This window comes from Pseudarthrobacter lactosi (genome assembly GCF_055412785.1).
Genome location: NZ_JBVAYS010000001.1, coordinates 2,000,898 through 2,026,007, shown reverse-complemented (window position 1 = coordinate 2,026,007; position 25,110 = coordinate 2,000,898). Strand labels below are relative to the sequence as shown.

Below are 25,110 nucleotides of genomic sequence, written 5' to 3'. Positions count from 1 at the left end.
TATGGAAGGCAAACAATGACGTTTTCAATCGGCGTAGTTGGAGTTGGCCAGTTCGGCGGCCAGTTCGCGCATCTCTTCAATCTCCATCCCGGCGTCAGTGCCGTTTATGTGGTGGATGAAGTTTCACTGCGTGCAGCCGAAGCAGCGGACCGCCTGCACCTGGCGGGTGTGAAGGCAAGTTTTGATGAACTATTGAAATCCGACGTCGATGCTGTGGCTATCTTCACCCAGCGATGGACACACGGTCCGCTGGTGGAGCAGGCACTCCGCGCCGGCAAGCACGTCTATTCAGCCGTCCCCATGGCTATTTCCGAGGAAGAGATCGCCCGCATCATCGATGCCGTGCGCGAGACCGGAAAGGTCTACATGATGGGGGAGACCAGCTACTACAACCCGGCCACCGTCTACGCACGCAAGCAGCACGCGGCCGGCCGTTTCGGGCGGATCTTCTACACCGAGGGGGATTACGTCCACGACATGGACCTGGGCTTCTACGATGCCTACCAGTACAGCGGCGGTGACCGCTGGAAGGAAACCGCCAGCTACCCGCCAATGCTGTACCCGACGCACGCGGTGGGCGGAGTGCTCGGTGCGGTCCCCGCCCATGCCGTCAGCGTCAGCTGCGTCGGAGTCAAGGACGACCGCAACGACGGCGTCTTTGACAAGGAAATCAGCATGTTCGGCAACGACTTCTCCAATGCCACGGCCCTTTTTGAAATGAACGACGGCGGCGTTATGCGCACCAACGAGATGCGCCGCGTGGGCTACCCGTCACACATCAGGGAGTCCCGGTTCCGCTTCTTCGGGACGGAGGCCAGCTTTGAACAGCTCGCAAACGTCACGGTCTGGCAGGACAAGGAGAACGTCCACGACATTTCCGAGCAGCTGGAAACACGGCCGAGCATGTCCCTGGATGACCCGTCGCTGGCCAACGTTGCGCCGGAACTGCGGGACGCCTTCGTCTCCGGACTCTCGCCGGTCCATGATGCTGACCGGCTGCCGGAGGAGTTCCGCGGCGCACCGAACGGCCACGAAGGCAGCCACCACTTCCTGGTGGATGACTTCGTAACAGCGGTCAACACCGGCACTCAGCCGCCGGTCAACGCCTGGGTTGCCGCCCGGTTCACGTTGCCCGGCATCGTGGCGCACCAGTCCGCCCTCCGCAGTGGAGAGCGGCTGCCCATCCGTGACTTCGGTGACGCCCCGGGGATCTGATCGCTAGCATGTACACCATGACGACTCCCGCAGTGCAGGCCCCGCGCAGCCCGGTAACCCGCAAGGATGTTGCCCGGTACGCGGGCGTCAGCACCGCCGTCGTCAGCTACGTAGTGAACGGCGGCCCCAAGCGAGTGGCGCCGGCCACGGAAGCGAAGGTCCAGGACGCCATCCGCCGGCTGGGGTACCGTCCGAACGCTGCCGCCCGGGCTCTGAAACTGGGATCCAGCGAAACCATAGGGCTGGTTATACCGGACAACAGCAACCCTTTCTTCTCGCTGCTGGCACACGCTGTGGAAGATGCTGCCGCCGAACTGGGCTACGCCCTGCTGCTTACCAACTCGGATGGAGACCTCGCCAAGGAACTCCGGCACGTCCGCAACCTTGCAGCACGCCAGGTGGACGGCGTCATCCTGTCCAGTGTGTTGATGGAACCGGGCCTGACGGACCTTGAATCGGCGGAGATACCGGTTGTCCTCCTGAACCACAGTGCCGATGCGCCCGGATTCAACAGTGTGGGCGTGGATCTGGTGGCGGGCGCAAAATCAGCCGTTGAACACCTGATCGGCCACGGACACACCAATATCGCCCTCGCCATGGGTACTAACACCGGCAACTATTATGACGGCCGCGAGGAGGGCTGGCTGCAGGCCCTGGCGGGGGCAGGACTGCCGGAAGGCCCCATTGTCCGTACCGCCTTCACCCGGGAAGGCGGCTACGCTGCAGGGAAACGCCTCCTGGCCTCCGCGAACCGCCCGACTGCCATTTTTGCCACGTCTGACCTGCAGGCTGTCGGTATCCTCCGCGCGCTCCATGAGGCGGGACTGTCGATCCCCAATGACATCGCCCTGGCGTCCTTCGACGGCTCAGCTGAAGCGGAGTACAGCTGGCCTCCCCTCACCACAGTGAAACAGCCGGCAAAGGCAATGGCGGAGGCCGCAGTCAGCGCCCTGATAGGCGCCCATCGCGGCCACGAATCCGAACATCTCATCTTTCCTGCCGAGTTGCAGATCCGGCAGTCCTGCGGCTGCCCCTAGGCTGCAGCAAGCCGAAGCCTGCCAACTTTCTCCTGCAGGACACGTTGCGCCTCAGGTCCCAGCCCGAGATCACTGATGACCTCGTCCACTTCGTCCAGTGACGCAATGGAACTTATGCCCAGCACCCCCCATTTGGTGTGGTCCGCCAGCACGACAGTTTTCCGCGCTGCGGCCACAAAGGCCCGGTTCGTTTCGGCTTCAAGCAGGTTGGGCGTAGTGAAGCCGGCGACGGTTTCCATGCCGTGGACGCCAAGGAACAGCACGTCCAGGTGCAGCTGCTTCAGTGCGCTCGTCGCGATGGGGCCAACCAGGGCGTCCGACGGCGTGCGCTGGCCGCCGATCAGGATCACCGTGGAGCTGTAGCGGGCCGGGCCTGTTGCCGCAGCATGGTGGAACAGGTCAGCGATGCGCACCGAGTTGGTGACCACCGTGATTTGCGGGCCGTTGACCAGTTCCTTGGCGAGCGCCCACGTTGTGGTCCCGGCGCTCAACCCCACCGCCATCCCTTCCTGGACGAGTGCAGCCGCTTCAATTGCAATGGCACGCTTCTCCGCTGTCAGCTGCGTGGACTTAAGTTCGAAGCCCGGCTCGTGGGTGCTGGCATCGCCGGGGAGCTTGGCGCCGCCGTGGATACGTTCCAGTTTGCCGCCCTCCTCCAGCAACTCGATATCCCGGCGGACAGTCATCAGCGAAACACCCAGTTGTTGGGCTAGGTCCGAGACGCGGACAACCCGTTCGCGCTGGACGGCATCCACGATTGCCTGGTGGCGTGCTGCGGGGAGCATGGAATTCCTTTCGTGCGGGGACGGGGGACTGATACCCCCGTCACGTTCCATGATGGTCTACCCCTTGCTTGAACCAAGAGTCAGCCCCGCAACAAACTGCCGCTGCAGGAGCAGGTAGATCACCAGCGTGGGAATGACAGTGATGACCGCACCGGCGGCCAGGAGGTTGTAGTTGCTCAGGAATTCGCCCTGCAGGTTGTTGATGGCGGTGGTGATCGGAAGCCGGTTGCCGCTCTGGATGAAGATGAGGGGCCAGAAGTAGTCGTTGTAGATGAAGATGACCTGGAGCGTGCCGAGGGCCGCGAACGCCGGCCGGCAGAGTGGCATGATGATCTCCCGGTACTGCCGCCAGATGCCGGCCCCGTCCACGAGGGCGGCCTCGGTCAGGTCCGCGGAGAGCGCCTTCATGTAGTTGGACAGCACGAAGGTGCAGAAGCCCATCTGGAAGGCGGTATTGACCGCGATCACAATGATGTAGGTGTTCAGCATGTTTCCGGAATCGCTGAACGAGTACGGCACTTCGAAGTGCTTTGCCATCTCGAACAGCGGGGCGGCGAGGACCTGCGGGGGAAGCAGGTTTCCGGCGGTGAACATGATGAGCAGCGTGATATTGAACTTCCAGCTCACCCGGCTGACGGCGAAGGCCATGAGGGAGGCCAGGAACAGGGTCAGCAGCACGGCCGGCACGGTGATGATGACCGAGTTCCAGAAGTACGTGGAAAACCCGCCCTGGGTCCAGGCCTGGGCAAAGTTGTCGAAGTTGAAGTCGCCGGCAAAGCTGAAATAGCCGTACAGGTTCGTCGAGGCCACCGGACGGAGGGCGGTGAAAAGCGACCAAGCCAGCGGGATCAGCCACATCACCGCCATAGCGGTCAGGAAGATATGGGTTCCGTAGTGGCGCTTGGGCCTGCTGCCGGAGCGGGGCGCGGCTGCGGCGGGAGTCCTGCCGGTGCGGGCTGTGGTGGTGCTCATGCTTTGTTCTCCTTGCCGAAGGTGCGGCTGAGGTAGAAGACGATGGGAACAAGGGAGATGACCAGCAGCACCACTGCCAGTGCCGAGCCGACGCCAATCACCTGGCCTTCACCTACGAGGTTCTGGATCACCAGGGCGCTGAGCATTTCCAGGCCGTTGGTTCCGCGGTTGATGACGTACACCACGTCAAAGGCGCGCAGCGATTCGATGATGGTGATCACCACGATGACGATGTTGATGGGGCGCATCGCCGGGAACACCACGCGGAAGAAGGTCTGCACGGCACTGGCTCCGTCGATGGCGGCGGCTTCCTTGAGGGTCGGGTCCACGCCCTTCAGCCCGGCCAGGTACAGGAGCATCACGTAGCCGGCGTGCCGCCACGTCGCTGCGATCATGGCGGCCCAGATGTTCACGGAGGAGTCCCCGAACCAGTCAACGGCCTGCGGTGTCCCTGCGGTGCCCAGGAGGAAGTTCAGGAGTCCGTTGTCGCGCTGGTAAAAGAGCTGCCAGATGATGCCGATCAGGGCCAGGGACAACATCACGGGTGCGAAGAAAATGCTCTGGTAAATCTTGCTGCCCCTGATGTTCTGGTCCAGCAGCACGGCGAGCAGCAGGCCCAGCGGTGTGGCGATCAGGGCCAGGAACAGGAGCCAGAGGAGGTTGTGCTGCACCGCCGGCCAGAAGGGCGGGTAGTCCTGGGTGATGTACTGGTAGTTCGCCGTGCCGGCGGGGCGTATGTCGGCCAGGTCCAGGCCGTTCCACCGGCTGAAGCTGAGCCCCACGGACATCAGCGTCGGCAGCCAGACCAGGGCCAGTTCGATCAGGGTGGGGATCCCCACCATCAGCGACAGGACCACCTTGTCCCGCCCTGTCAGGCGGCGGACCCGCCCCCCTCTGGTCCGCCGGATACGGCCGCCGCCGGGCTCCCGCGCTTCCGGCGGTATCAGTTCTTGTGCGGTGCTGCTCATGGAAGTCTTCCCTCTATTGATGGGGACGCTGGAAGGGAACGACGGCGGCGGGAGCCTTGCGCCGCCGTCGTCGTTCCGTTCTGGTTGGGCGCCGTAGAAACGGCGCTGACAGGGCTGGAAGTGCTGCCCTGGACTACTGCGCGGCGTAGAGCGACTTGGCCTGGGCCTCAAGGTTTTTGACGTCCATTTTGCCGTCCTTGATGAAGCTCTGCAGGGCCGGGATCATCACGTTGTTGGCCATGGCCGGCAGGGCGTCGCGGTCGAAGAACTGGCTGATGTACTTCGCGTCCGCGATGGTGTCTGCACACTTCTTGTTGAGCGGGCTGAACTTGGACGTGTCCGTGCCTTTGGCGGTGGCGATGTTGGACGCATCCACCGCGGCGTAGGCGTCCTGGGCATCGGCGGTGCCGAGGAACGCCATGAAGTCGCGGGCCGCCTTGTTGTCCCCGCCCTTTTTCGACAGCAGGAGGCCGTCGATGGGGGCTTCGACGGCGTCGCGGCCTTCCATGGCGATCTCCGGAAAGGCGAAGAAATCGATGTCCGCCAGCACCGCCGGGTCGGTGAATTGCTGGGTGACGAAGGAACCCAGCAGGTACATGCCGGTCTTCTTGGCTTCCAGCGCCTTGGCGGCGTCCTGCCAGGTCTGGCCGAGGGCTCCCGGATCCTGGAAAGGAAGGAGCGCAGCCCAGGTGTCGAAGACCGCGCTGACCTTTTGCTGGTCCCAGGATTCCTTGTGTGCGCACAGGTCCACATGGAACTGGTAGCCGTTGAGCCGCATGTTCATGTAGTCGAAGGTGCCCATGGCCGGCCAGCCGTCTTTGTCGGCGAAGCCGATGGGAATGATGCCATCTGCCTTCATCTTCGTGGCGAGGGCCTTGAGTGCGTCAAAGGTCTCCGGCACCTCGTACCCCTTTTCGGCCCAGAGACTCTTCCGGTAGAAGAACCCCCACGGGTAGTTGTAGTTGGGCACGAAGTACATCTTTCCGTCCGGTCCGGTGGAGGCTTTCTTCAGCGCATCGGAGTAGTTGCCACCGATGGTTTCCCAGACGTCATCAATGGGCGCAAGGAGCCCCTTGCCTGCGTAGTACTGCATGCGGTAACCGGCGAACCAAGTGAACGTATCGTCCGGAGAGCCCTGCAGGTAGGAATTAATCTTGTTCTGGAAATCATTGTGGGGCACCACATTCGTGGTGACCTTCTTGCTTGACTTGGCCGTGAAGGCGTCGGTGACAGCCTGGTACGCCCGCTTGGGGACGTCATCGGAGGACCCGGAACCGAAGGTAAGGCCGGAGGAGTCTGAGCCCGTGGCGGACGGCGCGCTTCCGCCCGTGCAGGCTGCGAGGAATGGAATGCCGGCCAGGCCTGCCGCGCCTACGCCAACGGTCTTGAGGATGCTCCGCCTGCTGGGAAAAGCAGTTGCAGACGCATCAAACTGTGAAGCCATGTTCTCTCCCTTGAAAAATAGCCGCATGTGAGACACCTCACATTGCATCTGACTATAAACGTTCAAAACAGAACATGGAAGAACGGCAACTAACATTTATGGCGTTGACTTTTTTGAATCGTCCCAAACAGGGAGTGGCCCTGTTATTCCCGTGAGGACGGGAATAACAGGGCCACTCGATAGCTTCGGACCGGGTCTTGCGGCAGCTGTTACTTTCTGAGCGACTGCGCGATCTGGGCCATGACCGTGGTGTCGGCCAGGGTGGTGGCGTCGCCGGATTCGCGGCCTTCGGCGATGTCCTTGAGCAGGCGGCGGACGATCTTGCCGGACCGGGTCTTGGGCAGTTCCGGGACCACGAGGATGGTTTTGGGTTTGGCGATGGGCCCGATTTCCTTGCCCACGTGGTTGCGGAGTTCCTGGATGGTTTCCTCGCCCTTGTCCACGGCATCGCCGCGCAGGATGACAAACGCGACGACGGCCTGGCCGGTGGTCTCGTCGGCGGCGCCCACAACGGCGGCTTCGGCCACGGAGGGATGGGACACCAGGGCCGATTCGATTTCGGTGGTGGAGAGCCGGTGCCCGGAGATGTTCATAACGTCATCCACCCGGCCCAGGAGCCAGACGTCGCCGTCCTCGTCCTTCTTGGCACCGTCGCCGGCGAAGTACATGCCTTCGAAGCGGGACCAGTAGGTCTCCTTGAACCGTTCGGGGTCGCCCCAGATGCCGCGGAGCATGGCGGGCCAGGGCTCGCGGATCACCAGGAAGCCGCCGTGGCCGTCCGGTACGGATTCGCCCTGCTCATCCACGACGTCCACCGCGATGCCGGGCAGCGGGACCTGCGCGGAGCCTGGCTTCGTGGCGGTGACGCCGGGCAGAGGGGCGATCATCTGGGCGCCGGTTTCGGTCTGCCACCAGGTGTCCACGATGGGTGCTTTGTTGCCGCCGATGACGTCCCGGTACCACATCCAGGCTTCGGGGTTGATGGATTCGCCCACGGAACCGAGGACACGGATCGAGGAGAGGTCGTACTTGTCCGGGATCTCCCGGCCCCATTTCATGAACGTACGGATGGCCGTGGGGGCGGTGTACAGGATGGAGACCTTGTACTTCTCGATGATCTCCCACCAGCGGCCCTGGTGCGGGGAGTCCGGGGTGCCTTCGTACATGACCTGGGTGGCGCCGTTGATGAGCGGGGCGTAGGCGACGTACGAGTGGCCGGTGACCCAGCCGACGTCGGCCGTGCACCAGTAGACATCCGTTTCGGGGTGCAGGTCGAACACGGCCTTGTGGGTGTAGGCGCCCTGGGTGAGGTAGCCGCCGGTGGTGTGCAGGATGCCCTTGGGCTTGCCGGTGGTGCCGGAGGTGTAGAGGATGAACAGCGGGTGCTCGGAGTCGTGGCCGATGGCTTTGTGCTCGGTGGAGGCCAGCTCCACGGTGTCCGCCCACCAGTGGTCCCGGCCTTCGTGCCAGTCCACGTTCTGGCCGTTGCGCTTGACTACCACCACGTTCTGGACCGTGTGCCCGTCAGCGGAGAGGGCCTCGTCCACCGCGGTCTTGAGCGCGCTGGGCTTGCCGCGGCGGTAGGTACCGTCCGCGGTGACCACGAGCTTGGCTTCGGCGTCCTCGATCCGGGAGCGCAGGGCGTCGGCGGAGAACCCGCCGAACACCACGGAGTGCACCGCACCGATGCGGGCGCAGGCCAGCAGCGTAATGACAGCCTCGGGGATCATGGGCAGGTAAACGGCCACCCGGTCACCCTTGGACACGCCGAGGGACTCGAAGGCGTTCGCGGCCTTCTTGACCTCTTCAGTGAGCTGGGCGTACGTGTAGGTGCGGGTGTCGCCGGGTTCGCCCTCGAAGTAGATGGCCACCCGGTCTCCGAGGCCGTTTTCCACGTGGCGGTCAAGCGCGTTGTACGCGGCGTTGACCTCGCCGCCCACGAACCACTTGGCGAACGGCGGGTTGGACCAGTCCAGCGCCTGGCCGAAGTCTTTGCTCCAGGTGAGCAGTTCGCGGGCCTGCTTCGCCCAGAAAGCCGGGCGGTCGGCGTCGGCCTCGGCGTAATCAGCGGCGGTGACAACGGCGTCGGCAGCGAATTCGGGGCTGGGAGCGAAAGTGCGGTTTTCGTGCAGCAGGTTTTCAAAGGCGTCGCCCTGCTGGTCGGTCTGCACGGAAGCTGCGGGGGCAGTGGCCGTGGAGCCGGGAGTGTCCTGAGACATGGTGAACCTCATCATTCATCGGTCTTTTCAGCGGCTGCCGTCGCCCGGCCGTGCTCCGCCGATGTGCGCGGCATTGGGCAGCGGCCGATCGCGGACATTCCGCAAAGAGCTGTTCCGGAATCAAGCCTAATACGTGCAGGGGCCGCGATGTGTTCGCTGTCACAAAGGCGCCCGCGAACGGCATTTATTTAGCGGTGAATGGTTAATGGACCCTGCGAACCGGCGTCCCGCCGCTGCGGATCAGCTAGTGATCGGCCATGCGGTTGGCTAGGCTGAGATTGAATTGTGACTTTCTACGGAGCTGTCGGATCCGGTGTATCACTGCCGGGCCTGGCCGTTGCCGCCGTTTCGGACGGCATAGTTTTGGGACGGAACCGTCCCGGTGCCGCCACGCTAAGGAGTACAGAATGAACCAGCAAAGCTTCGGCCAGAAATTTGGCCGCACAACCGAGGCCGGGCCTGGCACCACACCGGGAGGCGGCTCAGCGAACGGCGTGCAGAAGCCGGCCGGCGCCAAGCCGGGCACCACCAACCAGGCCGTGCTGGGTCCGTTCACGCTGCGGGACCTGACGGTTTTCGCCTCTACCCTCGTTCTTCTGGTGGCCTCGCTGCTGCCCATCTTCTTCGGCCGGTTTAATCTCTGGAATGCAGGCAGCCTGTTCTTCCTGGGCCTCGGCATTGTGTTGCCGCTGATCGTTACGGCACTCTTTGTAGCCCGCCGGCTTGTGCCCGCCACGAAGGTCCGCATCGGCTCGCTGTCCGTTGACCAGTTCGCTTCTGTGGTGGCTTCCTTTGCACTGGCGTTCTTCTTTGTTTCCACGGCTGCGGGCTATGTGCCCAGCCTGTTGGTGGGCCTGGTCGGTTCCGTCGTGCTGTTCGCGGGGACCGTGCTGAGCCGGTTCATTCCGTACTTCGCCGGCGACTTCCTGGGGCGCGACGAATCCCCGGCGCACGTGATGGCGCGCGACTCGGCCGTCCCGCTGCCCAAGCCGCACACGCCCAAGGAAACCAAGCCTTCGGCCGCGCCCGTCCCGGCAGCTTCCGCGCCTTCCGCCACTTCTGCGCACGCCGGCACCCCCGCAGCTTCGGCTGGGGCCTTCTCCGCGCCGGCCGCCTCGGCGCCGGCTGCCTTCGCGCCTGCCCCGGCTACCCCCGCCCCGGCTGCGTCAGCAGCCGTCTCGTCCGCCCCCGAGGCCAACGAGTGGACCGCTGCCGGCGACCCGAGCCCCGCAACCCAGGCTGCCGACGTCGTGCCTTCCCCCACAGCGACGAACGCATCAGCGACGCCCGCCGTTGCGGAGGCTACTGCGGCTGACATCCCGACGGCGGCCGCGGCTCCAGCTGCATCGGCCCCGGCGGCTACGGCTGCGGCTCCAGCTGCCCCTGAAGCGGCAGTCCACGACGCCGGCACCGGTGTCCCCGCCCCGGCTCGACAGTCTGCCCAGGAGCCTGCGGCGACGGCCGTGCACCAGCAGGTGCGCAGCGTGGAGCCCATCGGCGCCACCGTGGATCCGGCATCCAGGCCGGAAGAATCGCACGAAGAGCAGGCGCATGAGGCATTTTGGTTTGCCGTGGCCCAGCACCGGACCGCAGTGGATGCCCAGACAGGCGCCCCCGCGTTTGTGATTGAACCGGGCGGCTGGGTGCTGGCGCTGGAAGACCGGGGCCACGAATTCCTGGTCCAGCACACTGACGGACGGGTGGGCGTCTTGCGCGACCTCAGCAACATCGAGCGCGGCTAACCAGGCCCGTGGCCACCTCCCGTAGACCCGGACCGGGCCCGGCCGCAGCAGCCCCGGAGTCTTTGCTGGCGTTGAAGCGCCGGGCGCGACGGATCAACAAGGCCTTGGCGGAAAAGTACCCTTACGCCCATGCTGAGCTGGATTTCCGGAACCCGTTCGAGCTGGTGGTGGCCACGGTCCTGTCGGCCCAGACCACAGATGTGTTGGTCAACCAGGTCACCAAGATTCTTTTCGCGCGGTACCCGGATGCCCGGGCCATGTCGGAGGCCGATCCCAACGAGCTGGAAGCGATCCTGCAGCCCACCGGCTTTTTCCGGGCGAAAACGAAGAACGTGATGGCGCTGAGCACGCGGTTGGTGGACGAGTACGACGGCGTGGTCCCCGGCCGGCTGGAGGACCTCGTGACGCTGCCGGGAGTGGGGCGCAAAACCGCCAACGTGGTACTGGGCAATGCCTTCGGGATCCCCGGTATCACCGTGGATACGCACTTCGGCCGGCTCGCACGGCGCTTCGGCTGGAGCACTTCCGAAGACCCGGTGCAGATCGAATTCGACGTCGCTGAATTGTTTGAGCCGCGGGACTGGACCATGCTCTCGCATCGGGTGGTGTTCCACGGGCGGCGGGTGTGCCACTCGCGGAAGCCGGCCTGCGGCGTATGTCCGGTTGCGAACTGGTGCCCCAGCTACGGGTTGGGCGAGACCGATCCCGGCAAGGCCGCCAAGCTCCTTAAATACGAGCTGGCGCCCGGGAGTGAAATTCTCCTGGAACAGTTGCTGGCCGAAACGCACCGCGCCGCTGAAATCCGGATGGAATCACAGAGGCGGCTTCCATGAGCGCACGCCAGGACCTGATCGACCTGGTGCGCAGATCGGACAGCGGCGACGTCACCGCGCCAAACACTGCCTGGGCGGCCCTGACCGTGGATGAAGACATAGCCCGCAAGGCCGCAGTCCTGATGCTTTTCGGTGTACTGGACGACGTTCCGGCCGTCTCAGGCAAACCCCTGGCGGCGGCGGATCTTGATGTCCTGCTGCTGGAACGCGCGCACACCCTGGATTCCCATCCCGGCCAGGTCGCCTTTCCCGGTGGCACCATCGACGCCGACGAAACCCCGGTTGCCGCAGCCCTGCGCGAAGCCGAAGAGGAGACCGGGCTGGACTCCGCCGGGGTGGAGGTTCTGGGATCTTTGCAGGAGCTCGGGCTGGCCCGCAGCAACTTCCTGGTGACGCCGGTGCTCGGCTGGTGGGCGTCGCCGTCGCCGGTGCATGTGGTGGACTACGCCGAATCCGCCCAGGTTTTCCGGATCCCTGTCCGGGACCTGCTGGACCCGGCCAACCGGGTGACAGCAACGGTCAGCCGCGATGGCAGGACCTTCAGCAGCCCCGGCTTTGCGGTCAGCGACGTGCTGGTCTGGGGTTTCACCGGGATCATTCTGGACGGCCTCTTTGAGCAGCTGGACTGGGCCGTGCCGTGGGACCGGACCCGCCTGCACGAGGTGGTCTTCTAGCTCGGCTGCGGCTGCTGCCGAAGATCAACAACAATGCCCGTGGCAGCGTTTTCACGCAGTGCATTGATGCCGTCCTTCAAGGCGCCGAGATGCTTGAAATCGGGCGAAACTGCCACGATATTCCCGTTTGAGTCGGTGAGCCTGAGCCGATAGCACTCATCACTTACACGATGTATTTCAAACCTGCCCGCCATAGGCCGGACCTCCCCTGAGATGCGTCTTTGCATGAATTGCTGGACCGTCTGCTTCAGCCGCTGCACTGATGTAACCATGGTCACAGAGGTTCCGGCCAGCTACTCCCGGGTAGGTTTCCTCGGGCTACCCCGTGGGGCCTATTGCTACTTCGCGTTATCGTAGGAGTCCACCACGGCCACGCTGACGGGGAATTCCACCGGGATGGGTCCGAACAGCAGTTCCTTCGCGGCCGCGGCAGCTTCCTCGATGGCCCGGATACAGGCCTGGACGCCGGCCTCGGGGGCGTGGACCATCACCTCGTCATGCAGGAAAAACACCAGCTCTGCCGCAACGGTTCCGTCGGCACGCAAGGCGCGCAGCCGCCGTCGTAATTCCGCCAGCCAGCACGCCGCCCAGTCGGCGGCGGATCCCTGTACCACAAAGTTGCGGGTGAAGCGGCCGCGGGAACGGGCAATCGATTCCGCGCGGCGCTGTTCCTCGGCGGTGGCCGACTGCTGGCTCCGGAACCACCCTTCCGACGGCGGCGGGCTGCTCCGGCCCAGCCGGGTGGTCACGGTGCCGCCAGCCTCGCCGTCCCGCGCCGCCTGCGCCACGAAGCCGACGGCGCGTGGGTAGGTCCGTGCCAGCTGCGGCATCAGGCGCCCGGATTCGCCCGTCGTGGCGCCATAGATGGCGCCCAGGAGGGCGATTTTCGCCTTGGCGCGGTCGCCGCCGAAACCCTGGGCGGCGATGCCGGCGTACAGGTCCTTGTCGCGCGCCGCTTCAGCCATTTTGGAGTCCTGCGCCAGCGCCACCAGGACCCGGGGTTCCAGCTGGGAGGCGTCCGCGACGATGAGCTTGTGGCCGGGATTCGCATGGACTGCGCCGCGGATCTGGCGCGGGATCTGCAGGGCCCCGCCGCCCCGCGACGCCCAGCGGCCGGACACGACGCCGCCCACCACGTACTCGGGCTGGAAGCGGCCGTTGGCCACCCATGCGTCCAGCCAGGCCCAGCCGTTGGCGGTATGCAGGCGGGACAGTTTCTTGTAGGCAAGAAGCGGCTCAATGGCAGGATGGCTGGACTCCATCAGCTCCCACTGCCGCGTGCTTTTCACCTCGATGCCGTTACGGTGCAGGGCTCGCATCAGTTCCTGCGGCGAGTCCGGGTTCAGTCCGGGCGAGTTGAGCAGTCCCCGCAGTTCGGTGTTCAGGGCCTCCAGCTTCGCGGGGCGGTGACCGGACTGCGGGCGCGGCCCGAGGTAATCGGCCAGGATCTGCTCGTGCAGGTCCTCCCGCCAGGGAACGCCCGTGTGCTGCATCTCCGCGGCGATCATGGCGCCAGCGGATTCGGCGGCCAGCAGCAGGTGGAGCCGCTTCCGCTTGTTTTCGTCCGGAGCCGCATCGGCCAGGGCGGCCTGCTGGGCGGCGTATTCAGCGCGCAGCTCCGCCAGAGTGTGTCGCGGCGTCCGGTGGCGGACGTCGTCAAAGAGGGCGCCCTGATCCGCTGGCGGGGGCGGCGGCTGGAGTGCGCGGGGCAGTGCCTGGGCATCGTCGAGCGGTTCCTTTTCCGCGTTCCGGGCGTACTCCGTGTGGGCAGTGAACTGCGAATATGCCAGGATGTTCCCGCAGAGGCTGAGGTCATAACAGCGGTCCACTTCCACGCCCGCCGCCAGCAGAGCGGGGTACCAGTCCTGGGTCCGGTGCCAGATCCAGCGCGGCGGCGCCTCGCGGGGCCGGGTTTCGAGGTGGCGTACGACGCCGGGCAGCTCGGCGGCGCTGATCAGCCGCGGTTCCGGGCGGTCCGGGTGCGGTTCGCCCGCCTGGGTGACCTGCTGGAGGGCTGCGCCATGGGCATGGGCGGCGAGCAGCAGATACATGGGTCTAATTCTGCCCTGTATCGGGGACATCCACGCCCCGACCCGGTGCTGTCAACATGTGTTGACGGGACAATCGTATGTCAACTAAAGTTGACGAATGGAGGTAGGGCGGATGAAAACACTGGTTGCATCAATGGACGGGAAGGGCCCCGCTGAAGCGCTGTACGCAGTGGCGGAGCTGCAGAAGGAAGTCGGCCGCGCCGAAGCGGCCCTGGTCCGGGCGGCGAGGCAGGCCGGTCTGTCTTGGGAAGCCATTGCCCTGTGCCTTGGGGTGAGCAAGCAGGCAGTGCACCGCAAATACGGGAAGCAGTAACCCGCCCGGTCGTTCGGCCGCGTTGTTCGGTCCGGCCAGGGTCCGGCCGTTTGGCCGGGGTCCGTCCGGGGAGTTCGGGGGAGTTGTCCACATACGGTGGTATGCCCCTGTTTCTTCCCCTTGAGCACGGTGGAGAGTTGCTGCATGAGCAGGCACCAGCTATCTCCACCCCCTTCCGAGCGGCCTTCCACCCAGCTGTCCCGCGCGAGACCTTCTCCTTCCCCCATATCTGACTCCGGTGGTGCCCAGTCCCGTGAGTCCAGGGCCGGTGGATCCGCGTCCCGTGCGCCTGCCTCGGGAAGGGCCGCGGGAGCCTGGCTCCCGGATCCCGCTGGTGCCGAGGTTCTCCTGGTCACCGGCTACGACTTTCTGCAGGGCGAGGTGGAACGGATCGTGGCTGCCGCCGGCGGCCATTTGCGGGTGGTGGCGGACGTGGCTGATGCCGCCAAGTACTGGGACACCGCGGCTGCAGTGTTGGTAGGGAGCGATGTCCGTGAGCTGCCGCCGCGGCGAAGGGCCCCTGCCGTGTTGGTGGGCCTTAACGGGGAGGGGGACAGTCTCTGGCACCTGGCTACAGCCCTCGGAGCGGAGCGGGTGGCGGTGCTGCCCGATGCCTCGGCCTGGCTGGCCGAGTACCTGAGCCGGTCGCGGTCGCCCGAGGCGGGAGGACTCGTGCTCGGGATAACAGGGGGCTGTGGCGGTGCGGGCGCCACGACCGCGGCAATCTGGATCGCCCAGGCGGCGGCCGGGCTGGGTGTGCGCGTATTGCTTGTCGACGGAGACCCCTGGGGTGGTGGCCTGGAACTGGCGCTGGCAGCTGAGGAGACGCCGGGGCTGCGCTGGCCTGACCTGTCCGACGCCAGCGGAAGCATCGATCCTGAGCAGCTGGCTGATTCACTGCCGGTTGCCGGCGGGTTTTCCTTCCTGTCCTGGCCCGGCAGCCGCGACCGCCAGGCACCGGTGGATGCCGCCACCGCCGGTGGCGTGCTGGATGCGGCCCGGCGGGGCTATGAACTCGTGGTGGTGGACATCGGCCGGGGCGCCGAACCCGTGCGCATGTTTGCCTGGGACTGTGACCGCATCCTGGTGGTTGTGCCGGCGCAGCTGAAGGCCGCGGTGGCCACGGCCCGGCTGCTCCACGAACTTCCGCCGGTTGAGGCGGCCCTCCTGGTTCGGGGCAAGGCCGGTGCCGCGCTGGACGCAGGACTGATTGCGGACGCCGTCGGGCTGCCGGTCCAGGGCCGGGTTCCGGAGCTGCGGGGCGTTACAGCGGCCGGGGAAAACGGACGGCTCCTTGACGTGGGCAAACGGCGGAGCGTCAGGCATTTCGCCGCCTCAGTGCTCGATCTGCTGGACGGCGACATGCCCGCCGGAGACCTGCCGTGAGCGAGCGGCAGCCAGTCCCGCCACCGTCGCCCCGGGACCATCGGACGGGGGCGCGCCGTCGGCAGGCCCGCATCCTGGATCCGGGCGTTTTGGATTCGGCGCTGTTGGAAACCGTGCGTGAATCAGTCATGGCCGACGCCGGACCTGTCACCCCGTCCCGGGTCGCCGCGGCGGTCCAGGCCACCGGGCGGCTGCTGGGGACTGCCGGTTCCCTCGCTGCCGTGGAACGGATCAGCGCCGAGCTGAACGGGCTCGGCCCACTCCAGGAGCTGACGCGGGACGTCCATGTCACCGACATCTTCGTCAACGCCCCGGACTCGGTCTGGATCGACCGGGGTCAGGGGCTCGAACCGGCCGGGGTGTCGTTTTTCGGTGAGGCACAGGTGCGGGCATTGGCATCACGGCTGGTGGCCGCCGGCGGACGGCGGCTGGACGACGGGTCCCCGTGCGTTGATGTCAGGCTCGACGGCGGCTACCGCGTCCACGCCGTCCTGCCGCCGATTTCGACAGCCGGCACTCTGCTGAGTGTCCGCATCCGGCGGGAGCAGGTGTTCTCCATGGACGAACTCCGAGCCGGCGGCATGTTCGGTGTCGTGGTCCAGGACGTCCTTGAACGCGTGGTCGAACAGCGGCTGAGTTTCCTGATCAGCGGGGCCACGGGTTCCGGGAAGACCACTCTGCTCTCCACGTTGCTGGGGCTGTGCTCGCCGGCGGAACGGCTGGTCCTGATCGAGGACGCGTCCGAACTGAACCCCGTGCATCCGCATATTGTGTCGCTCGAGTCACGGCACGGAAACCTCGAAGGCGGCGGCGAAGTGGACCTGGGCGAACTCGTCCGGCAAGCGCTGCGGATGCGGCCGGACCGGCTGGTGGTGGGGGAGTGCCGCGGCGCCGAGGTCCGGGAGCTCCTGACCGCCATGAACACCGGCCACACCGGAGGGGGAGGGACCATCCATGCCAACACTGCCACCGCTGTCCCGGCCCGCCTGACCGCCTTGGGCGCACTCGCTGGCATGGGCCAGGACGCCGTGCGTCTCCAGGCGGCCAGTGCCTTGGACCTGGTGGTCCACGTGGAGCGGTCCAGCCGCGGGCGGCATGTTGCCTGCGTGGGTGTGGTGCAGGATGGCCCTGGCGGGCTGACCGTGGTTCCGGCGTTGGAGACCAGCCGAGACAAGCTCGGGACCGGTCCTGCCTGGGAGTTGTTGAGCTCGAGGCTGGGACTGTCCCCCGCGGCGGGTGCCGCCGCATGACACTTCTGCTGGCCGCGGTCCTAGGGCTGGCGGCCGTGCTGCTCTTCAGCCCGCCCGGCGGTGCCACAGGCCGTTTCCGGCGTGCCGTGGCAAGTGCAGGACCAGGCCTCGCCTCGCGGGTTCACTCCGGCGCCGGTGGCAGCAGGCTGGGCGGCTCGTGGCGCAACATCCTCCGCCCACGCCCCAAACGGAATGACCTGTCCCTGACCCTTATGGTGCAGCAGCTTGCTGCGCTGCTGAAGGGCGGCCGCACTCCGGCACGGCTATGGGATGAACTGTGGCTGGTCCATGGTGGCCGTCCGGAGCCAGGTTCAGCAACCACGGACCCAGGTTTACGCGCACCGCAGGATCTTGGCGGAAGGGCTGAACCAATCCGTGGGTCCGCAGCCGAGCGCAGTGGGCCGAGCCTCAGCGCAGGTTCCCTTGTGATGCTTGGCGCCATCCGGGCAACAGCGTTCCGGGGCGCACCCGTGTCTGAAGCGATCAGGAAGGCCGCGCAGGTAGAGTATTCGCGCGCCGACGGCAGGGAGTTACGGATCTGGTGCGAGCTGGCCGCCTGCTTTGACATCGCTGAAGCCAGCGGCTGTCCCCTGGCTGATGTGCTGGCGCGGTTTGCCGCGCAACTCGAAGTGGAAGACGATGCCGAAGCCGCGCGCCAGACAGCCCTCGCCGGGCCCAAAGCCACTGTCGGTCTCCTGACGTGGCTCCCGCTGATGGGGCTGGGCCTGGGAATAGCGTTGGGCGTGGACCCGTTGGCCATCCTGGTCGGGACCCCGCTGGGATTGGCGGCCCTCGCAGCGGGAGTAGGCCTCACCATCGCCGGAAGAATCTGGTCTGCGCGCCTGGTCGGTGCTGCCGCCGGGGCCGGTGTGCCATGACGGACATTCTTGTGCCGGGGCTTACTGTGGCAGTTGTTCTTGCTGCGGCCGCTTGCCTAGCCCTGTCGCAGCCAAGCCGGGTCCGAAAGAGACTGCTCAGACTCCGGGGGGAAGTGGGTGCAGGGTCGGCGGGGGCCGATGAAGCCCTCACACAACGTGGCCGGCTGCACGGATTGCGTGACAGGGCCATGATGCTTGAGCTCGTGGCGGCGATGCTTGACGCGGGGTCAGGCATCGGGCGGTCCCTGGAACTCGTCGCAGCCTCGGCCTCGCCGGACTATGGCAAGGCATTGCGCCCCGTGGTGTCTGCGCTCGCCATCGGGGCCGACTGGGAGACAGCCTGGCGCAGCTCCGAAGTCCGGCTTCCCGGAATCCTGGAACTGCGTGACGCACTCGGATTTGCCGCCCTGACCGGAGCGCCGTCGTCGGCCATCCTTTACGCGCAGGCCGCGAGGCTGCGCCGGGAAAGATTCCGTGCTGCGGAGAAACGGGCGGCCTCCCTCGGCGTGAAGCTGGTCATTCCGCTGGGCCTGTGCTCGCTCCCGGCGTTCATCTGCCTAGGCGTTGTCCCGGTGCTGCTGGCACTGGTGCCGTCCGGGTCCTGACCGCGGGATCTGAGCTACGGTCCATTCCTCCACACCCCGTCCCGTCCTCCACAATCCGCTCAACGCCGTGCTTATCCACTTACGGGATGTTGGCCCTTACCGAGACATCCGGAGCCGGGAAGAGTCGAATCAGCCGGCAACTCGGCCGGAGCACAGAAGGGAAATGTCATCATGACCATCATCGAAAACAGCCTTTCCGCAGTACCCGTAACGGAGTCCAGCGTCGCAACCACGGGCACAGCACCATGGGACTCGGGACCACGCTCCGATGCAGGATTGGGGGCGTGCACCTGCCAACGACAGGAATCCCCGGAGGCCAATGACAATGTGGTGGAGCTTTACCCTGGTGCCAGCGAGCGGAACGAGCGCCGCGGCCGGATTTCAGCTTCAGAAGCCGGAATGGCAACGGCGGAGTACGCCATCGCCACCCTGGCCGCTGTGGGCTTCGCAGGACTTCTCGTCTTCATTCTCCGCAGCGACGAAGTACGCGGATTCCTGTTGAACCTCATCCGCACGGCGCTGGCCTTGCCGTGATTCTGTCGCCGGCAGCGCGGCAGCGTCCTGATGACCGGAGCAGCCGCAGTGGGCCGGGGAATGCCCGCGGCGCCGTGACGGCGGAGTTCGCGGTAGCGCTGCCGGCGGTGCTGTTGCTCCTCGCCCTGCTTCTGGCCGGAGCCTCTGCGGGCGTCACCCAGCTCAGGCTCGAGGAAGCGGCGCGGGCCGGTGCCAGGGCGCTGGCCCGCGGTGAGGACCCCGCCGCAGTGCAGGGGATCGTCAGGACCTTGGCCGGGACATCGGCAACGGCGTCCGTTGCGGCCGACGGCGAATGGCTCAGCGTCACCGTGGCTGACGGTGTGGGCGGACCGCTGGGGGCAACAGTGCGCTGGACGCTCACCGCCAAGGCCACCACACGGAGCGAAACGCCCGCCGCCGTTGGCGATGCTCGGCCACTGGTACCGGCCATGCCCGCCACGATGGACGGGTACTCTATCCGGCTGGCACATTCTGCGGACGAACGGACGGAACACGTCCGGGCCCCCGACGGGGAGCCGTAGTGAAGCGGCCGCACGGGGACAACCCGGAACGCGGTTCGGGAACAGTCCTCGCCGCGGGACTGGCATTGGTTGTCATCATGGCGATGGCCCTGATGCTGTTGTTTGCACAGTCCGCGGTGATGGCCAGCCGGGCAGCGGCAGCGGCGGACCTCGCCGCCCTTGCCGCGGCCGATGCCCTGCGCGGGATTACGTCCGGCGACCCCTGCACGGTGGCCGCGGAGGTGGCGGCCCGCCATGCGGCAGCACTCGTCAGCTGCACGGAAGGGGACGGTCAGACCGTCATGGTCCGAACGGAGCTGAATGCACGGACACTGGTTGGCGCCGCCACCGGTCACGCACGGGCCGGGCCGCCGCCCTGAGCGGCTGTGGTGCTGAACGGCTCGGTGCCGGCCATGGAATCCCCGCCGCGGGAAGGCATTTCGCGGGCGTCTTTGAGGAGGACATCGATGAGCGTGACGGCGGCCGCCTTGTCCAGCGGATTGTTCTTGTTCCCGCATTTGGGGGACTGGACGCAGGACGGGCAGCCTGACTCGCACTCACACGCCCTGATGGCGTCGCGTGTGGCGGAGAGCCACACCTTCGCCTTATCGAAGCCGCGTTCGGCGAAGCCCGCACCGCCAGGGTGTCCGTCATACACAAAGATGGTGGGCACGCCTGTGTCGGCGTGGATGGCGGTGGACACGCCGCCGATGTCCCAGCGGTCGCTGGAGGCCACCAGGGGCAGGAGGCCGATCGCTGCGTGCTCGGCGGCGTGCAGGGCCCCCGGGAACTGCGCCTCGATGAGCCCGGCGCCCGTCAGCGAACGGTTCTCCACCACAAACCAGACCGCCTTCGTGAACAGGTCCCTGGCGCCGAGCTCCAGCGGCATCTCACCCAGGATTTCGTTCGAGATCAGGGCCTTGCGCTGAAAGGAAACCACCTGCGTTGTCACCTTCACATCGCCGAAGTGCACGGCAACATCGCCCCAGTGCTCAGTCCGGAGTGTCTCGAGCACTTCAATCTGTGTCACGTCCCGGGCTGTTGTGTAGTAGTCGGGGTTGGCGCGCCGGACCACCACGCAGTGGTCGTCTTCGTTCAGGTCCTCCACCACATAGCTGTCGCCCTGGTGAACGTAGATGGCCCCCGTGTGCGCCTGGTAGTGCGTCTGGGGCGAGTCCATGGTCCCGAGCAGGGAGCCGGTGTCGGCGTCGACGATGCTCACCGGCCCGCCTCCGTCGGCGCGGAGGTTCACCATGGCCGCGGCACTCTGGGAGTGCGTCCAGAACCAGCCCGCCGGCCGGCGCCGCAGATACCCCTGCGCCACAAGCTGGCCCAGCAGCTTCTCAGCTGTGCTGCCGAAAAGGCCCAGCTCAGCCACGCCCAGCGGAAGCTCCGCGGCGGCCGCACAAAGATGTGGTCCCAGCACGTAGGGATTGGAGGGATCAAAGACCGTGGCCTCCACCGACACGTCGAAAATCGCCTCGGGATGGTTCACCAGGTAGGTGTCGAGCGGATCGTCGCTGGCCACAAACGCGGCAATGGCATCCTGCCCCGCGCGCCCCGCCCGGCCGATCTGCTGAAACAGCGACGCCCTGGTGCCTGGCCAGCCCGCTACCAGGACGGCATCCAGACCGGAAATGTCGATCCCCAGCTCAAGGGCGGAAGTGCTGGAGACCCCCAGCAGTTCGCCGGAGCGGAGGGCCTTTTCCAGGGCCCGCCGTTCCTCCGGAAGGTACCCGGAACGGTAGGCAGCCACGCGCTGGGGCAGGCTGGGATCCACTTCGTCCAGAAGGCGCTTGGTGATCGAAGCGATCGTTTCCGCACCGCGGCGGGACTTGATGAAAGCAATGGTCCGGATCCGGGACGAAACCAGGTTCGCCAGCAGGTCGGCCGTTTCAGCAACGGCGGTGCGGCGTTCCCTGGCGCCGTTCTCGCCCTTGAGCTCGGTCAGTGCGGGTTCCCAGAAAGCCACGGTGGTGGAACCGTGCGGCGAGCTGTCCTCGGCAACCGCCCGGACCGGCGCCCCGATCAGGCGTCCGAACGATGTTCCCGGCTCCGATGCGGTGGCAGAGGCAGCGATGAACACCGGACCGGGGTGTGTGGTCCCGGCGCCGTAGTACGCGCAGATACGGCGCAGCCGGCGCATCAGGTTGGCCACGTGCGAGCCGAACACGCCACGGTAGCTGTGGGCCTCATCCACAATCACGTAGCGCAGCCGCCGGAAGAAGCTGGCCCACCAGGCGTGATTGGGAAGGATGCCGAAGTGGAGCATATCCGGGTTGGCGAGGATGAAATTGGCGTGGTCCCGGATCCACCGGCGGGACGCGGGATCGGTATCGCCGTCGTACGTCTCGGCCCGCACAGTGGGCAGTTTCAAGGAACGGATGGCTGCGAGCTGGTCGGCCGCGAGCGCCTTCGTGGGCGAGAGATAAAGCGTCACGGCGCCGTCGTCGTGGATCTTTCCCGGTTCGGACAGGACGCGCAGTTCGGAGCGGTGGATGGCGTCAAGCGCAGGCAGTTGGTAGGCCAGGGACTTGCCGGAGGCGGTGCCGGTGGCGATGACCACATGCTCGCCATCGTGGGCCAGATTGGCGGCCTGGATCTGGTGCCGGTAGGGCTCGTGGATGCCGAGGGACCCATATGCGGCCACGAGATCCGGGTGCGCCCACGCCGGCCAGGGTTCGTGGACCGCCTGACGGGCGGGGATGGTGCGGACATGACGCAGCTGCTCCGGGTCCGGGCCTCGGCCCAGCAAAGGAATCAGGGAGTCATGGGGGTTCACCCCAACATTCTTTCACCCGGGGAAAAATCACCCCACGGAAAGGTCAGCGCCTTCGTCGGAGGTGGACAGCATCAGCACACGGCAAACAGTGGACCAGCCCAAGTGGGAGTACAGCTTCTGGCCGTCGAGGGAAGCCAACAGCAGGCCGTTCTCCACATCCGGACCGATGGCCTGCGCGGCCAGGGCCTTCATGATGAAGCTGCCCAGGCCGCGGCGCTGGAACGCCGGTTGGACCACAATCTTGTCGAACACCGCTGTCTCGCCCACCACAAAAACCCTGCCGCTCGCCGCCACCGTGTCACCCGAACGGACCACCGCGTGGTGGACGCCGTCGAGTTCGGAGGCGACCAGGTTGAGGTCATCGTCGGAGAGCCACGGATCCTCCGTATCCTGGGTGGCCATGTCCACAATCATCATGGCCTGCGATGCGGACGTGACGTTCAGCCCGTGCTTTGGGGCCAGTGCCGTGAAGCGGGCAACGTCATTGGTGAGGATGGTCAGGACCCTGGCCGGCGCCTCGGCGGTCGTCGCAGCCAGGGCAGCGAACTCGTCAGCGGAGGGGTCATGGGCGAAGTATTCCCACTCCCCGGTGGTGTCGGCCCGCAGCGTAGCGGGGAAGCGGCCCTCAACCGATGTCTGGTAACCGCGGCAGCCGGACCAGCCAGCTACCCAGACTTCAAGAAGGCGTGTGATGTCTTCAACCAAGGCGTCCGGACTCATGTCATGAGAGTATTCCAGCCCCGACACAAGCAACAGGGGTACGGTGCCCCGATGTGACTTGCTTATGCAATCGTGATCGGACAAAACTGACCTCATGCCCGCCGCTACAAACGATGCCAACCCGTACTCTTTCCCTTTGCCCCTGCTGGTCTGCGTCGCCACGATGGTCGCTGTCGTGGGTGGCGCCAGGTACTGGGAGGTGGCCACGGGTGTGGGGTACTGGGTCTGGCTTGGCTGCGGGCTCGTCCCGCTGGTGGCCGGCGCCCTGATCTACCGCCGGCAAACAACTCGTGTGGTGTTCCTGGGCTCCCGCCCCGAACCGACGGGCGGGAAACGGCTAGGACTCGGTGGGCTGCTGACCTCACTCATCCTCTTCCTGGGGCCGCGCCTGGTTGGTGACGGCGCTGCAGCACTCGCTAATATCTATGGCGGCAGTGCCATCACTGCCGCCGTGACGGCAACCGTGGTGCCCTTCGCCGTCGTCGTCCTGGGCTACCGGGCGGCCGAAACCGCGCTGAACAGGCGCGACGCCGGCGTCGCAGCGGGCAAACCTTAGCGCCGGCCACCAGGCAGGTCCGGTGCCCGGCAACCCAGTACCCTTAAATACGTGGCTTTGAACCGAATTGTGCTCTTTTACGGCTTTACCCCCATCGCAGATCCTGACGCGGTGCGGCTCTGGCAGCGCGCCCTCTGCGAGAGACTGGGGCTGACCGGGCGCATCCTGATCTCCAAGGACGGCATCAACGCCACGGTGGGCGGCGAGATCGGCGCGGTGAAGCAATACGTCAAGACCACCCGCGAATACAAGGGCTTCCACGGCATCGACGTGAAATGGTCCGACGGCGGCGCGGAGGACTTCCCGCGGCTGAGCGTTAAGGTCAGGGACGAGATCGTCTCGTTCGGCGCGCCCGGCGAACTCAAGGTGGATGAGCACGGCGTGGTGGGCGGCGGCACCCACCTCAAGCCCGAGGAACTGCACGAACTGGTGGAGGCCACAAAACAGGCCGGCGAGGACGTGGTGTTCTTCGACGGCCGCAACGCCTTCGAAGCCCAGATCGGCAAGTTCAAGGACGCAATCGTCCCCGACGTGGCCACCACCCACGATTTCATCAAGGAGCTCGACTCCGGCAAGTACGACGCCCTCAAGGACAAACCGGTGGTCACCTACTGCACCGGTGGCATCCGCTGCGAAGTGCTCTCGAGCCTGATGGTGAACCGCGGTTTCAAGCAGGTGTACCAGCTCGACGGCGGCATCGTCCGCTACGGGGAGACGTTCAAGGACCAAGGCCTCTGGGAAGGCTCGCTCTACGTGTTCGACAAGCGCATGCACCTGGAATTCAGCGAGGACGCTAAAACGATTGGTGCGTGTGTCCGCTGTGCCTCGCCCACGAGCAAGTTCGAGAACTGCTCCAACCTGAGCTGCCGCACGCTGACGCTGTACTGCGCCGAGTGTGCCGCCAGCCCGGAGACGCTGCGGTGCCCCGAAGGCTGCGCGGCCTGACGGGTTAGCCGCGGAAGGGTACAGCCGGGCTAAATCCGTGCAGGCAGAACGGTTCAGAGCCGGGACAGCCTGTAGGCGAAATTGGCAGGGGACTGCGCTTCAACCTGGAAGTGCAACACCGTTTCCTCGGACAGGTAGATCACGCTTTCGCGCCGGGAGCCGCAGCGCAGGCTCAGGTCCACCATGGTGAATTCGTCATTGCGGACCTTGAAGTCGACGCGCCGTTGGCTCCGGCACACCAGCACCAGGACGTAGGTTCCGGTGGGGAGGGGCGCTGTGGCGCCGGTCCGGATTTCTTCGGCCCGCAACAGGCCGAATTCCCTGTGCGCCACCTGCAGCCCTGGCCCCACTTGGGACTCCGTCAGCCAGGCCTCCATTTCGGCCTCGCTGACGGGATCGTTCCGCCACAGTTCAGCGCGCGGCCCCGGCTCGGACACTGCCGGCGAGGCCGGGGCGTACTCGGCGGGCCGCCATCCTTCGTCGTACGTGTATTCACAACCGGTGAGCGCAGATCCCAGCACCAAAAGGCCCGCCGTCCAGAGTACGACGGCGGCCCTCACCCGGGTGCGCACGGAGGCTGACCGGGACGGGAAAGCGCCCGGACGAAGTATCGCCCTGCGGGGCGGCGGCGCCCCCTGCGTTGCGGGCATACTCCGACTCTATGCCCGGCATGGACGCCAAACTAGAGCTCCGGTGCAGAG

General features: G+C 66.0%; 25 protein-coding genes. 15 read left to right on the top strand and 10 right to left on the bottom strand.

Translation table 11 applies throughout. The features are described 5' to 3' along the window. Positions 1-15: 15 nt before the first annotated feature. Together ACZY0Q_RS09370 and ACZY0Q_RS09365 are read left to right on the top strand one after the other, a co-directional pair. Positions 16-1,215, top strand: coding sequence for a Gfo/Idh/MocA family protein (locus ACZY0Q_RS09370; RefSeq protein WP_463916065.1), 1,200 nt, complete (start codon positions 16-18; stop codon positions 1,213-1,215). Between the two features lie 17 nt (positions 1,216-1,232). After that, positions 1,233-2,252 (top strand): LacI family DNA-binding transcriptional regulator, encoded by a 1,020-nt coding sequence (locus tag ACZY0Q_RS09365; protein WP_463916064.1) that lies wholly within the window; start codon positions 1,233-1,235, stop codon positions 2,250-2,252. Here ACZY0Q_RS09365 and ACZY0Q_RS09360 read toward each other — a convergent pair. From ACZY0Q_RS09360 to acs, 5 genes are all read right to left on the bottom strand, one after another. Further along, positions 2,249-3,037: a DeoR/GlpR family DNA-binding transcription regulator gene (locus ACZY0Q_RS09360; protein WP_463916062.1), complete on the bottom strand. Its 789-nt coding sequence runs from the start codon at positions 3,035-3,037 to the stop codon at positions 2,249-2,251. The two genes, ACZY0Q_RS09365 and ACZY0Q_RS09360, sit on opposite strands and share 4 nt — an antisense overlap. Positions 3,038-3,094: 57 nt before the next feature. Beyond that, a complete protein-coding gene (locus ACZY0Q_RS09355) occupies positions 3,095-4,009 on the bottom strand; it encodes a carbohydrate ABC transporter permease (protein WP_463916061.1) in 915 nt (304 codons plus the stop codon). After that, positions 4,006-4,977 carry a carbohydrate ABC transporter permease gene (locus tag ACZY0Q_RS09350; protein WP_463916060.1) on the bottom strand — a complete coding sequence of 324 codons (972 nt, stop codon included), beginning with the start codon at positions 4,975-4,977 and terminating at the stop codon, positions 4,006-4,008. Before ACZY0Q_RS09350 ends, ACZY0Q_RS09355 begins: the two co-directional genes overlap by 4 nt. A 133-nt stretch (positions 4,978-5,110) precedes the next feature. Then, positions 5,111-6,421 carry an ABC transporter substrate-binding protein gene (locus tag ACZY0Q_RS09345; protein ID WP_463916059.1) on the bottom strand — a complete coding sequence of 437 codons (1,311 nt, stop codon included), beginning with the start codon at positions 6,419-6,421 and terminating at the stop codon, positions 5,111-5,113. A gap of 209 nt (positions 6,422-6,630) precedes the next feature. After that, entirely contained in the window at positions 6,631-8,640 is a 2,010-nt protein-coding gene (gene acs, locus ACZY0Q_RS09340; RefSeq protein WP_463916058.1) for an acetate--CoA ligase, read from the bottom strand. Positions 8,641-9,047: 407 nt separating this feature from the next. On the opposite strand from acs, the gene ACZY0Q_RS09335 reads away from it, so the two are divergent. The 3 genes from ACZY0Q_RS09335 to ACZY0Q_RS09325 are packed head-to-tail and all read left to right on the top strand — an operon-like array spanning position 9,048 to position 11,889. Next, positions 9,048-10,382: a hypothetical protein gene (locus ACZY0Q_RS09335; RefSeq protein WP_463916057.1), complete on the top strand. Its 1,335-nt coding sequence runs from the start codon at positions 9,048-9,050 to the stop codon at positions 10,380-10,382. Positions 10,383-10,390: 8 nt separating this feature from the next. Next, positions 10,391-11,215, top strand: coding sequence for an endonuclease III (nth, locus tag ACZY0Q_RS09330; protein WP_463916055.1), 825 nt, complete (start codon positions 10,391-10,393; stop codon positions 11,213-11,215). After that, the gene (locus tag ACZY0Q_RS09325) at positions 11,212-11,889 is read left to right on the top strand and encodes an NUDIX hydrolase (protein WP_463916053.1); all 678 of its coding nucleotides are present in this window, start codon (positions 11,212-11,214) and stop codon (positions 11,887-11,889) included. Before nth ends, ACZY0Q_RS09325 begins: the two co-directional genes overlap by 4 nt. Here ACZY0Q_RS09325 and ACZY0Q_RS09320 read toward each other — a convergent pair. Both ACZY0Q_RS09320 and ACZY0Q_RS09315 read right to left on the bottom strand, forming a co-directional pair. Further along, a complete protein-coding gene (locus ACZY0Q_RS09320; RefSeq protein ID WP_463916051.1) occupies positions 11,886-12,161 on the bottom strand; it encodes a YegP family protein in 276 nt (91 codons plus the stop codon). The genes ACZY0Q_RS09325 and ACZY0Q_RS09320 overlap by 4 nt on opposite strands. Before the next feature lie 66 nt (positions 12,162-12,227). Further along, positions 12,228-13,940: a bifunctional 3'-5' exonuclease/DNA polymerase gene (locus ACZY0Q_RS09315; RefSeq protein WP_463916050.1), complete on the bottom strand. Its 1,713-nt coding sequence runs from the start codon at positions 13,938-13,940 to the stop codon at positions 12,228-12,230. A 97-nt stretch (positions 13,941-14,037) separates the two neighbouring features. On the opposite strand from ACZY0Q_RS09315, the gene ACZY0Q_RS09310 reads away from it, so the two are divergent. From ACZY0Q_RS09310 to ACZY0Q_RS09275, 8 genes are all read left to right on the top strand, one after another. Further along, positions 14,038-14,253, top strand: a complete 216-nt coding sequence (locus ACZY0Q_RS09310) for an AsnC family protein (RefSeq protein ID WP_463916049.1) — start codon at positions 14,038-14,040, stop codon at positions 14,251-14,253. Positions 14,254-14,397: 144 nt separating this feature from the next. After that, positions 14,398-15,639 carry a septum site-determining protein Ssd gene (gene ssd, locus ACZY0Q_RS09305; RefSeq protein WP_463916047.1) on the top strand — a complete coding sequence of 414 codons (1,242 nt, stop codon included), beginning with the start codon at positions 14,398-14,400 and terminating at the stop codon, positions 15,637-15,639. Continuing rightward, entirely contained in the window at positions 15,636-16,889 is a 1,254-nt protein-coding gene (locus ACZY0Q_RS09300) for a TadA family conjugal transfer-associated ATPase (RefSeq protein ID WP_463916045.1), read from the top strand. Before ssd ends, ACZY0Q_RS09300 begins: the two co-directional genes overlap by 4 nt. After that, positions 16,886-17,767 (top strand): type II secretion system F family protein, encoded by an 882-nt coding sequence (locus tag ACZY0Q_RS09295; RefSeq protein ID WP_463916044.1) that lies wholly within the window; start codon positions 16,886-16,888, stop codon positions 17,765-17,767. Before ACZY0Q_RS09300 ends, ACZY0Q_RS09295 begins: the two co-directional genes overlap by 4 nt. Next, complete coding sequence (locus ACZY0Q_RS09290) at positions 17,764-18,372, top strand: type II secretion system F family protein (RefSeq protein ID WP_463916042.1); 609 nt, start codon at positions 17,764-17,766, stop codon at positions 18,370-18,372. Before ACZY0Q_RS09295 ends, ACZY0Q_RS09290 begins: the two co-directional genes overlap by 4 nt. A 171-nt stretch (positions 18,373-18,543) precedes the next feature. Further along, entirely contained in the window at positions 18,544-18,906 is a 363-nt protein-coding gene (locus ACZY0Q_RS09285; protein ID WP_463916041.1) for a DUF4244 domain-containing protein, read from the top strand. Next, positions 18,903-19,427: a TadE family type IV pilus minor pilin gene (locus ACZY0Q_RS09280; protein WP_463916040.1), complete on the top strand. Its 525-nt coding sequence runs from the start codon at positions 18,903-18,905 to the stop codon at positions 19,425-19,427. The genes ACZY0Q_RS09285 and ACZY0Q_RS09280 overlap by 4 nt, the downstream gene beginning before the upstream one ends. Then, on the top strand, positions 19,427-19,786 hold the full coding sequence (locus ACZY0Q_RS09275) for an Rv3654c family TadE-like protein (protein ID WP_463916038.1): 360 nt from the start codon (positions 19,427-19,429) through the stop codon (positions 19,784-19,786). The genes ACZY0Q_RS09280 and ACZY0Q_RS09275 overlap by 1 nt, the downstream gene beginning before the upstream one ends. Here the strand turns inward: ACZY0Q_RS09275 and ACZY0Q_RS09270 are convergent. Both ACZY0Q_RS09270 and ACZY0Q_RS09265 read right to left on the bottom strand, forming a co-directional pair. Further along, positions 19,759-22,188, bottom strand: a complete 2,430-nt coding sequence (locus ACZY0Q_RS09270) for a DEAD/DEAH box helicase (RefSeq protein ID WP_463916037.1) — start codon at positions 22,186-22,188, stop codon at positions 19,759-19,761. The two genes, ACZY0Q_RS09275 and ACZY0Q_RS09270, sit on opposite strands and share 28 nt — an antisense overlap. Positions 22,189-22,215: 27 nt before the next feature. Beyond that, a complete protein-coding gene (locus ACZY0Q_RS09265) occupies positions 22,216-22,908 on the bottom strand; it encodes a GNAT family N-acetyltransferase (RefSeq protein ID WP_463916036.1) in 693 nt (230 codons plus the stop codon). Between the two features lie 94 nt (positions 22,909-23,002). Between ACZY0Q_RS09265 and ACZY0Q_RS09260 the strand changes: the two genes are divergently transcribed. Both ACZY0Q_RS09260 and trhO read left to right on the top strand, forming a co-directional pair. Then, complete coding sequence (locus tag ACZY0Q_RS09260) at positions 23,003-23,464, top strand: hypothetical protein (RefSeq protein WP_463916035.1); 462 nt, start codon at positions 23,003-23,005, stop codon at positions 23,462-23,464. 51 nt (positions 23,465-23,515) lie between these two features. Continuing rightward, entirely contained in the window at positions 23,516-24,409 is an 894-nt protein-coding gene (gene trhO / locus ACZY0Q_RS09255) for an oxygen-dependent tRNA uridine(34) hydroxylase TrhO (RefSeq protein ID WP_463916033.1), read from the top strand. A gap of 53 nt (positions 24,410-24,462) precedes the next feature. Here trhO and ACZY0Q_RS09250 read toward each other — a convergent pair whose 3' ends face one another. After that, positions 24,463-25,059, bottom strand: coding sequence for a hypothetical protein (locus ACZY0Q_RS09250; RefSeq protein ID WP_463916032.1), 597 nt, complete (start codon positions 25,057-25,059; stop codon positions 24,463-24,465). Between the last annotated feature and the right edge of the window lie 51 nt (positions 25,060-25,110).

What these genes read in the sequence shown, in the direction of transcription:
- ACZY0Q_RS09370 (WP_463916065.1), top strand. Translation starts at nt 16, where the DNA reads ATGACGTTTTCAATCGGCGTAGTTGGAGTTGGCCAGTTCGGCGGCCAG.
- ACZY0Q_RS09365 (WP_463916064.1), top strand. Translation starts at nt 1,233, where the DNA reads ATGACGACTCCCGCAGTGCAGGCCCCGCGCAGCCCGGTAACCCGCAAG.
- ACZY0Q_RS09360 (WP_463916062.1), bottom strand. Translation starts at nt 3,037, where the DNA reads ATGCTCCCCGCAGCACGCCACCAGGCAATCGTGGATGCCGTCCAGCGC.
- ACZY0Q_RS09355 (WP_463916061.1), bottom strand. Translation starts at nt 4,009, where the DNA reads ATGAGCACCACCACAGCCCGCACCGGCAGGACTCCCGCCGCAGCCGCG.
- ACZY0Q_RS09350 (WP_463916060.1), bottom strand. Translation starts at nt 4,977, where the DNA reads ATGAGCAGCACCGCACAAGAACTGATACCGCCGGAAGCGCGGGAGCCC.
- ACZY0Q_RS09345 (WP_463916059.1), bottom strand. Translation starts at nt 6,421, where the DNA reads ATGGCTTCACAGTTTGATGCGTCTGCAACTGCTTTTCCCAGCAGGCGG.
- acs (WP_463916058.1), bottom strand. Translation starts at nt 8,640, where the DNA reads ATGTCTCAGGACACTCCCGGCTCCACGGCCACTGCCCCCGCAGCTTCC.
- ACZY0Q_RS09335 (WP_463916057.1), top strand. Translation starts at nt 9,048, where the DNA reads ATGAACCAGCAAAGCTTCGGCCAGAAATTTGGCCGCACAACCGAGGCC.
- ACZY0Q_RS09325 (WP_463916053.1), top strand. Translation starts at nt 11,212, where the DNA reads ATGAGCGCACGCCAGGACCTGATCGACCTGGTGCGCAGATCGGACAGC.
- ACZY0Q_RS09320 (WP_463916051.1), bottom strand. Translation starts at nt 12,161, where the DNA reads ATGGTTACATCAGTGCAGCGGCTGAAGCAGACGGTCCAGCAATTCATG.
- ACZY0Q_RS09315 (WP_463916050.1), bottom strand. Translation starts at nt 13,940, where the DNA reads ATGTATCTGCTGCTCGCCGCCCATGCCCATGGCGCAGCCCTCCAGCAG.
- ACZY0Q_RS09310 (WP_463916049.1), top strand. Translation starts at nt 14,038, where the DNA reads ATGGAGGTAGGGCGGATGAAAACACTGGTTGCATCAATGGACGGGAAG.
- ssd (WP_463916047.1), top strand. Translation starts at nt 14,398, where the DNA reads ATGAGCAGGCACCAGCTATCTCCACCCCCTTCCGAGCGGCCTTCCACC.
- ACZY0Q_RS09295 (WP_463916044.1), top strand. Translation starts at nt 16,886, where the DNA reads ATGACACTTCTGCTGGCCGCGGTCCTAGGGCTGGCGGCCGTGCTGCTC.
- ACZY0Q_RS09290 (WP_463916042.1), top strand. Translation starts at nt 17,764, where the DNA reads ATGACGGACATTCTTGTGCCGGGGCTTACTGTGGCAGTTGTTCTTGCT.
- ACZY0Q_RS09285 (WP_463916041.1), top strand. Translation starts at nt 18,544, where the DNA reads ATGACCATCATCGAAAACAGCCTTTCCGCAGTACCCGTAACGGAGTCC.
- ACZY0Q_RS09265 (WP_463916036.1), bottom strand. Translation starts at nt 22,908, where the DNA reads ATGAGTCCGGACGCCTTGGTTGAAGACATCACACGCCTTCTTGAAGTC.
- ACZY0Q_RS09260 (WP_463916035.1), top strand. Translation starts at nt 23,003, where the DNA reads ATGCCCGCCGCTACAAACGATGCCAACCCGTACTCTTTCCCTTTGCCC.
- ACZY0Q_RS09250 (WP_463916032.1), bottom strand. Translation starts at nt 25,059, where the DNA reads ATGCCCGCAACGCAGGGGGCGCCGCCGCCCCGCAGGGCGATACTTCGT.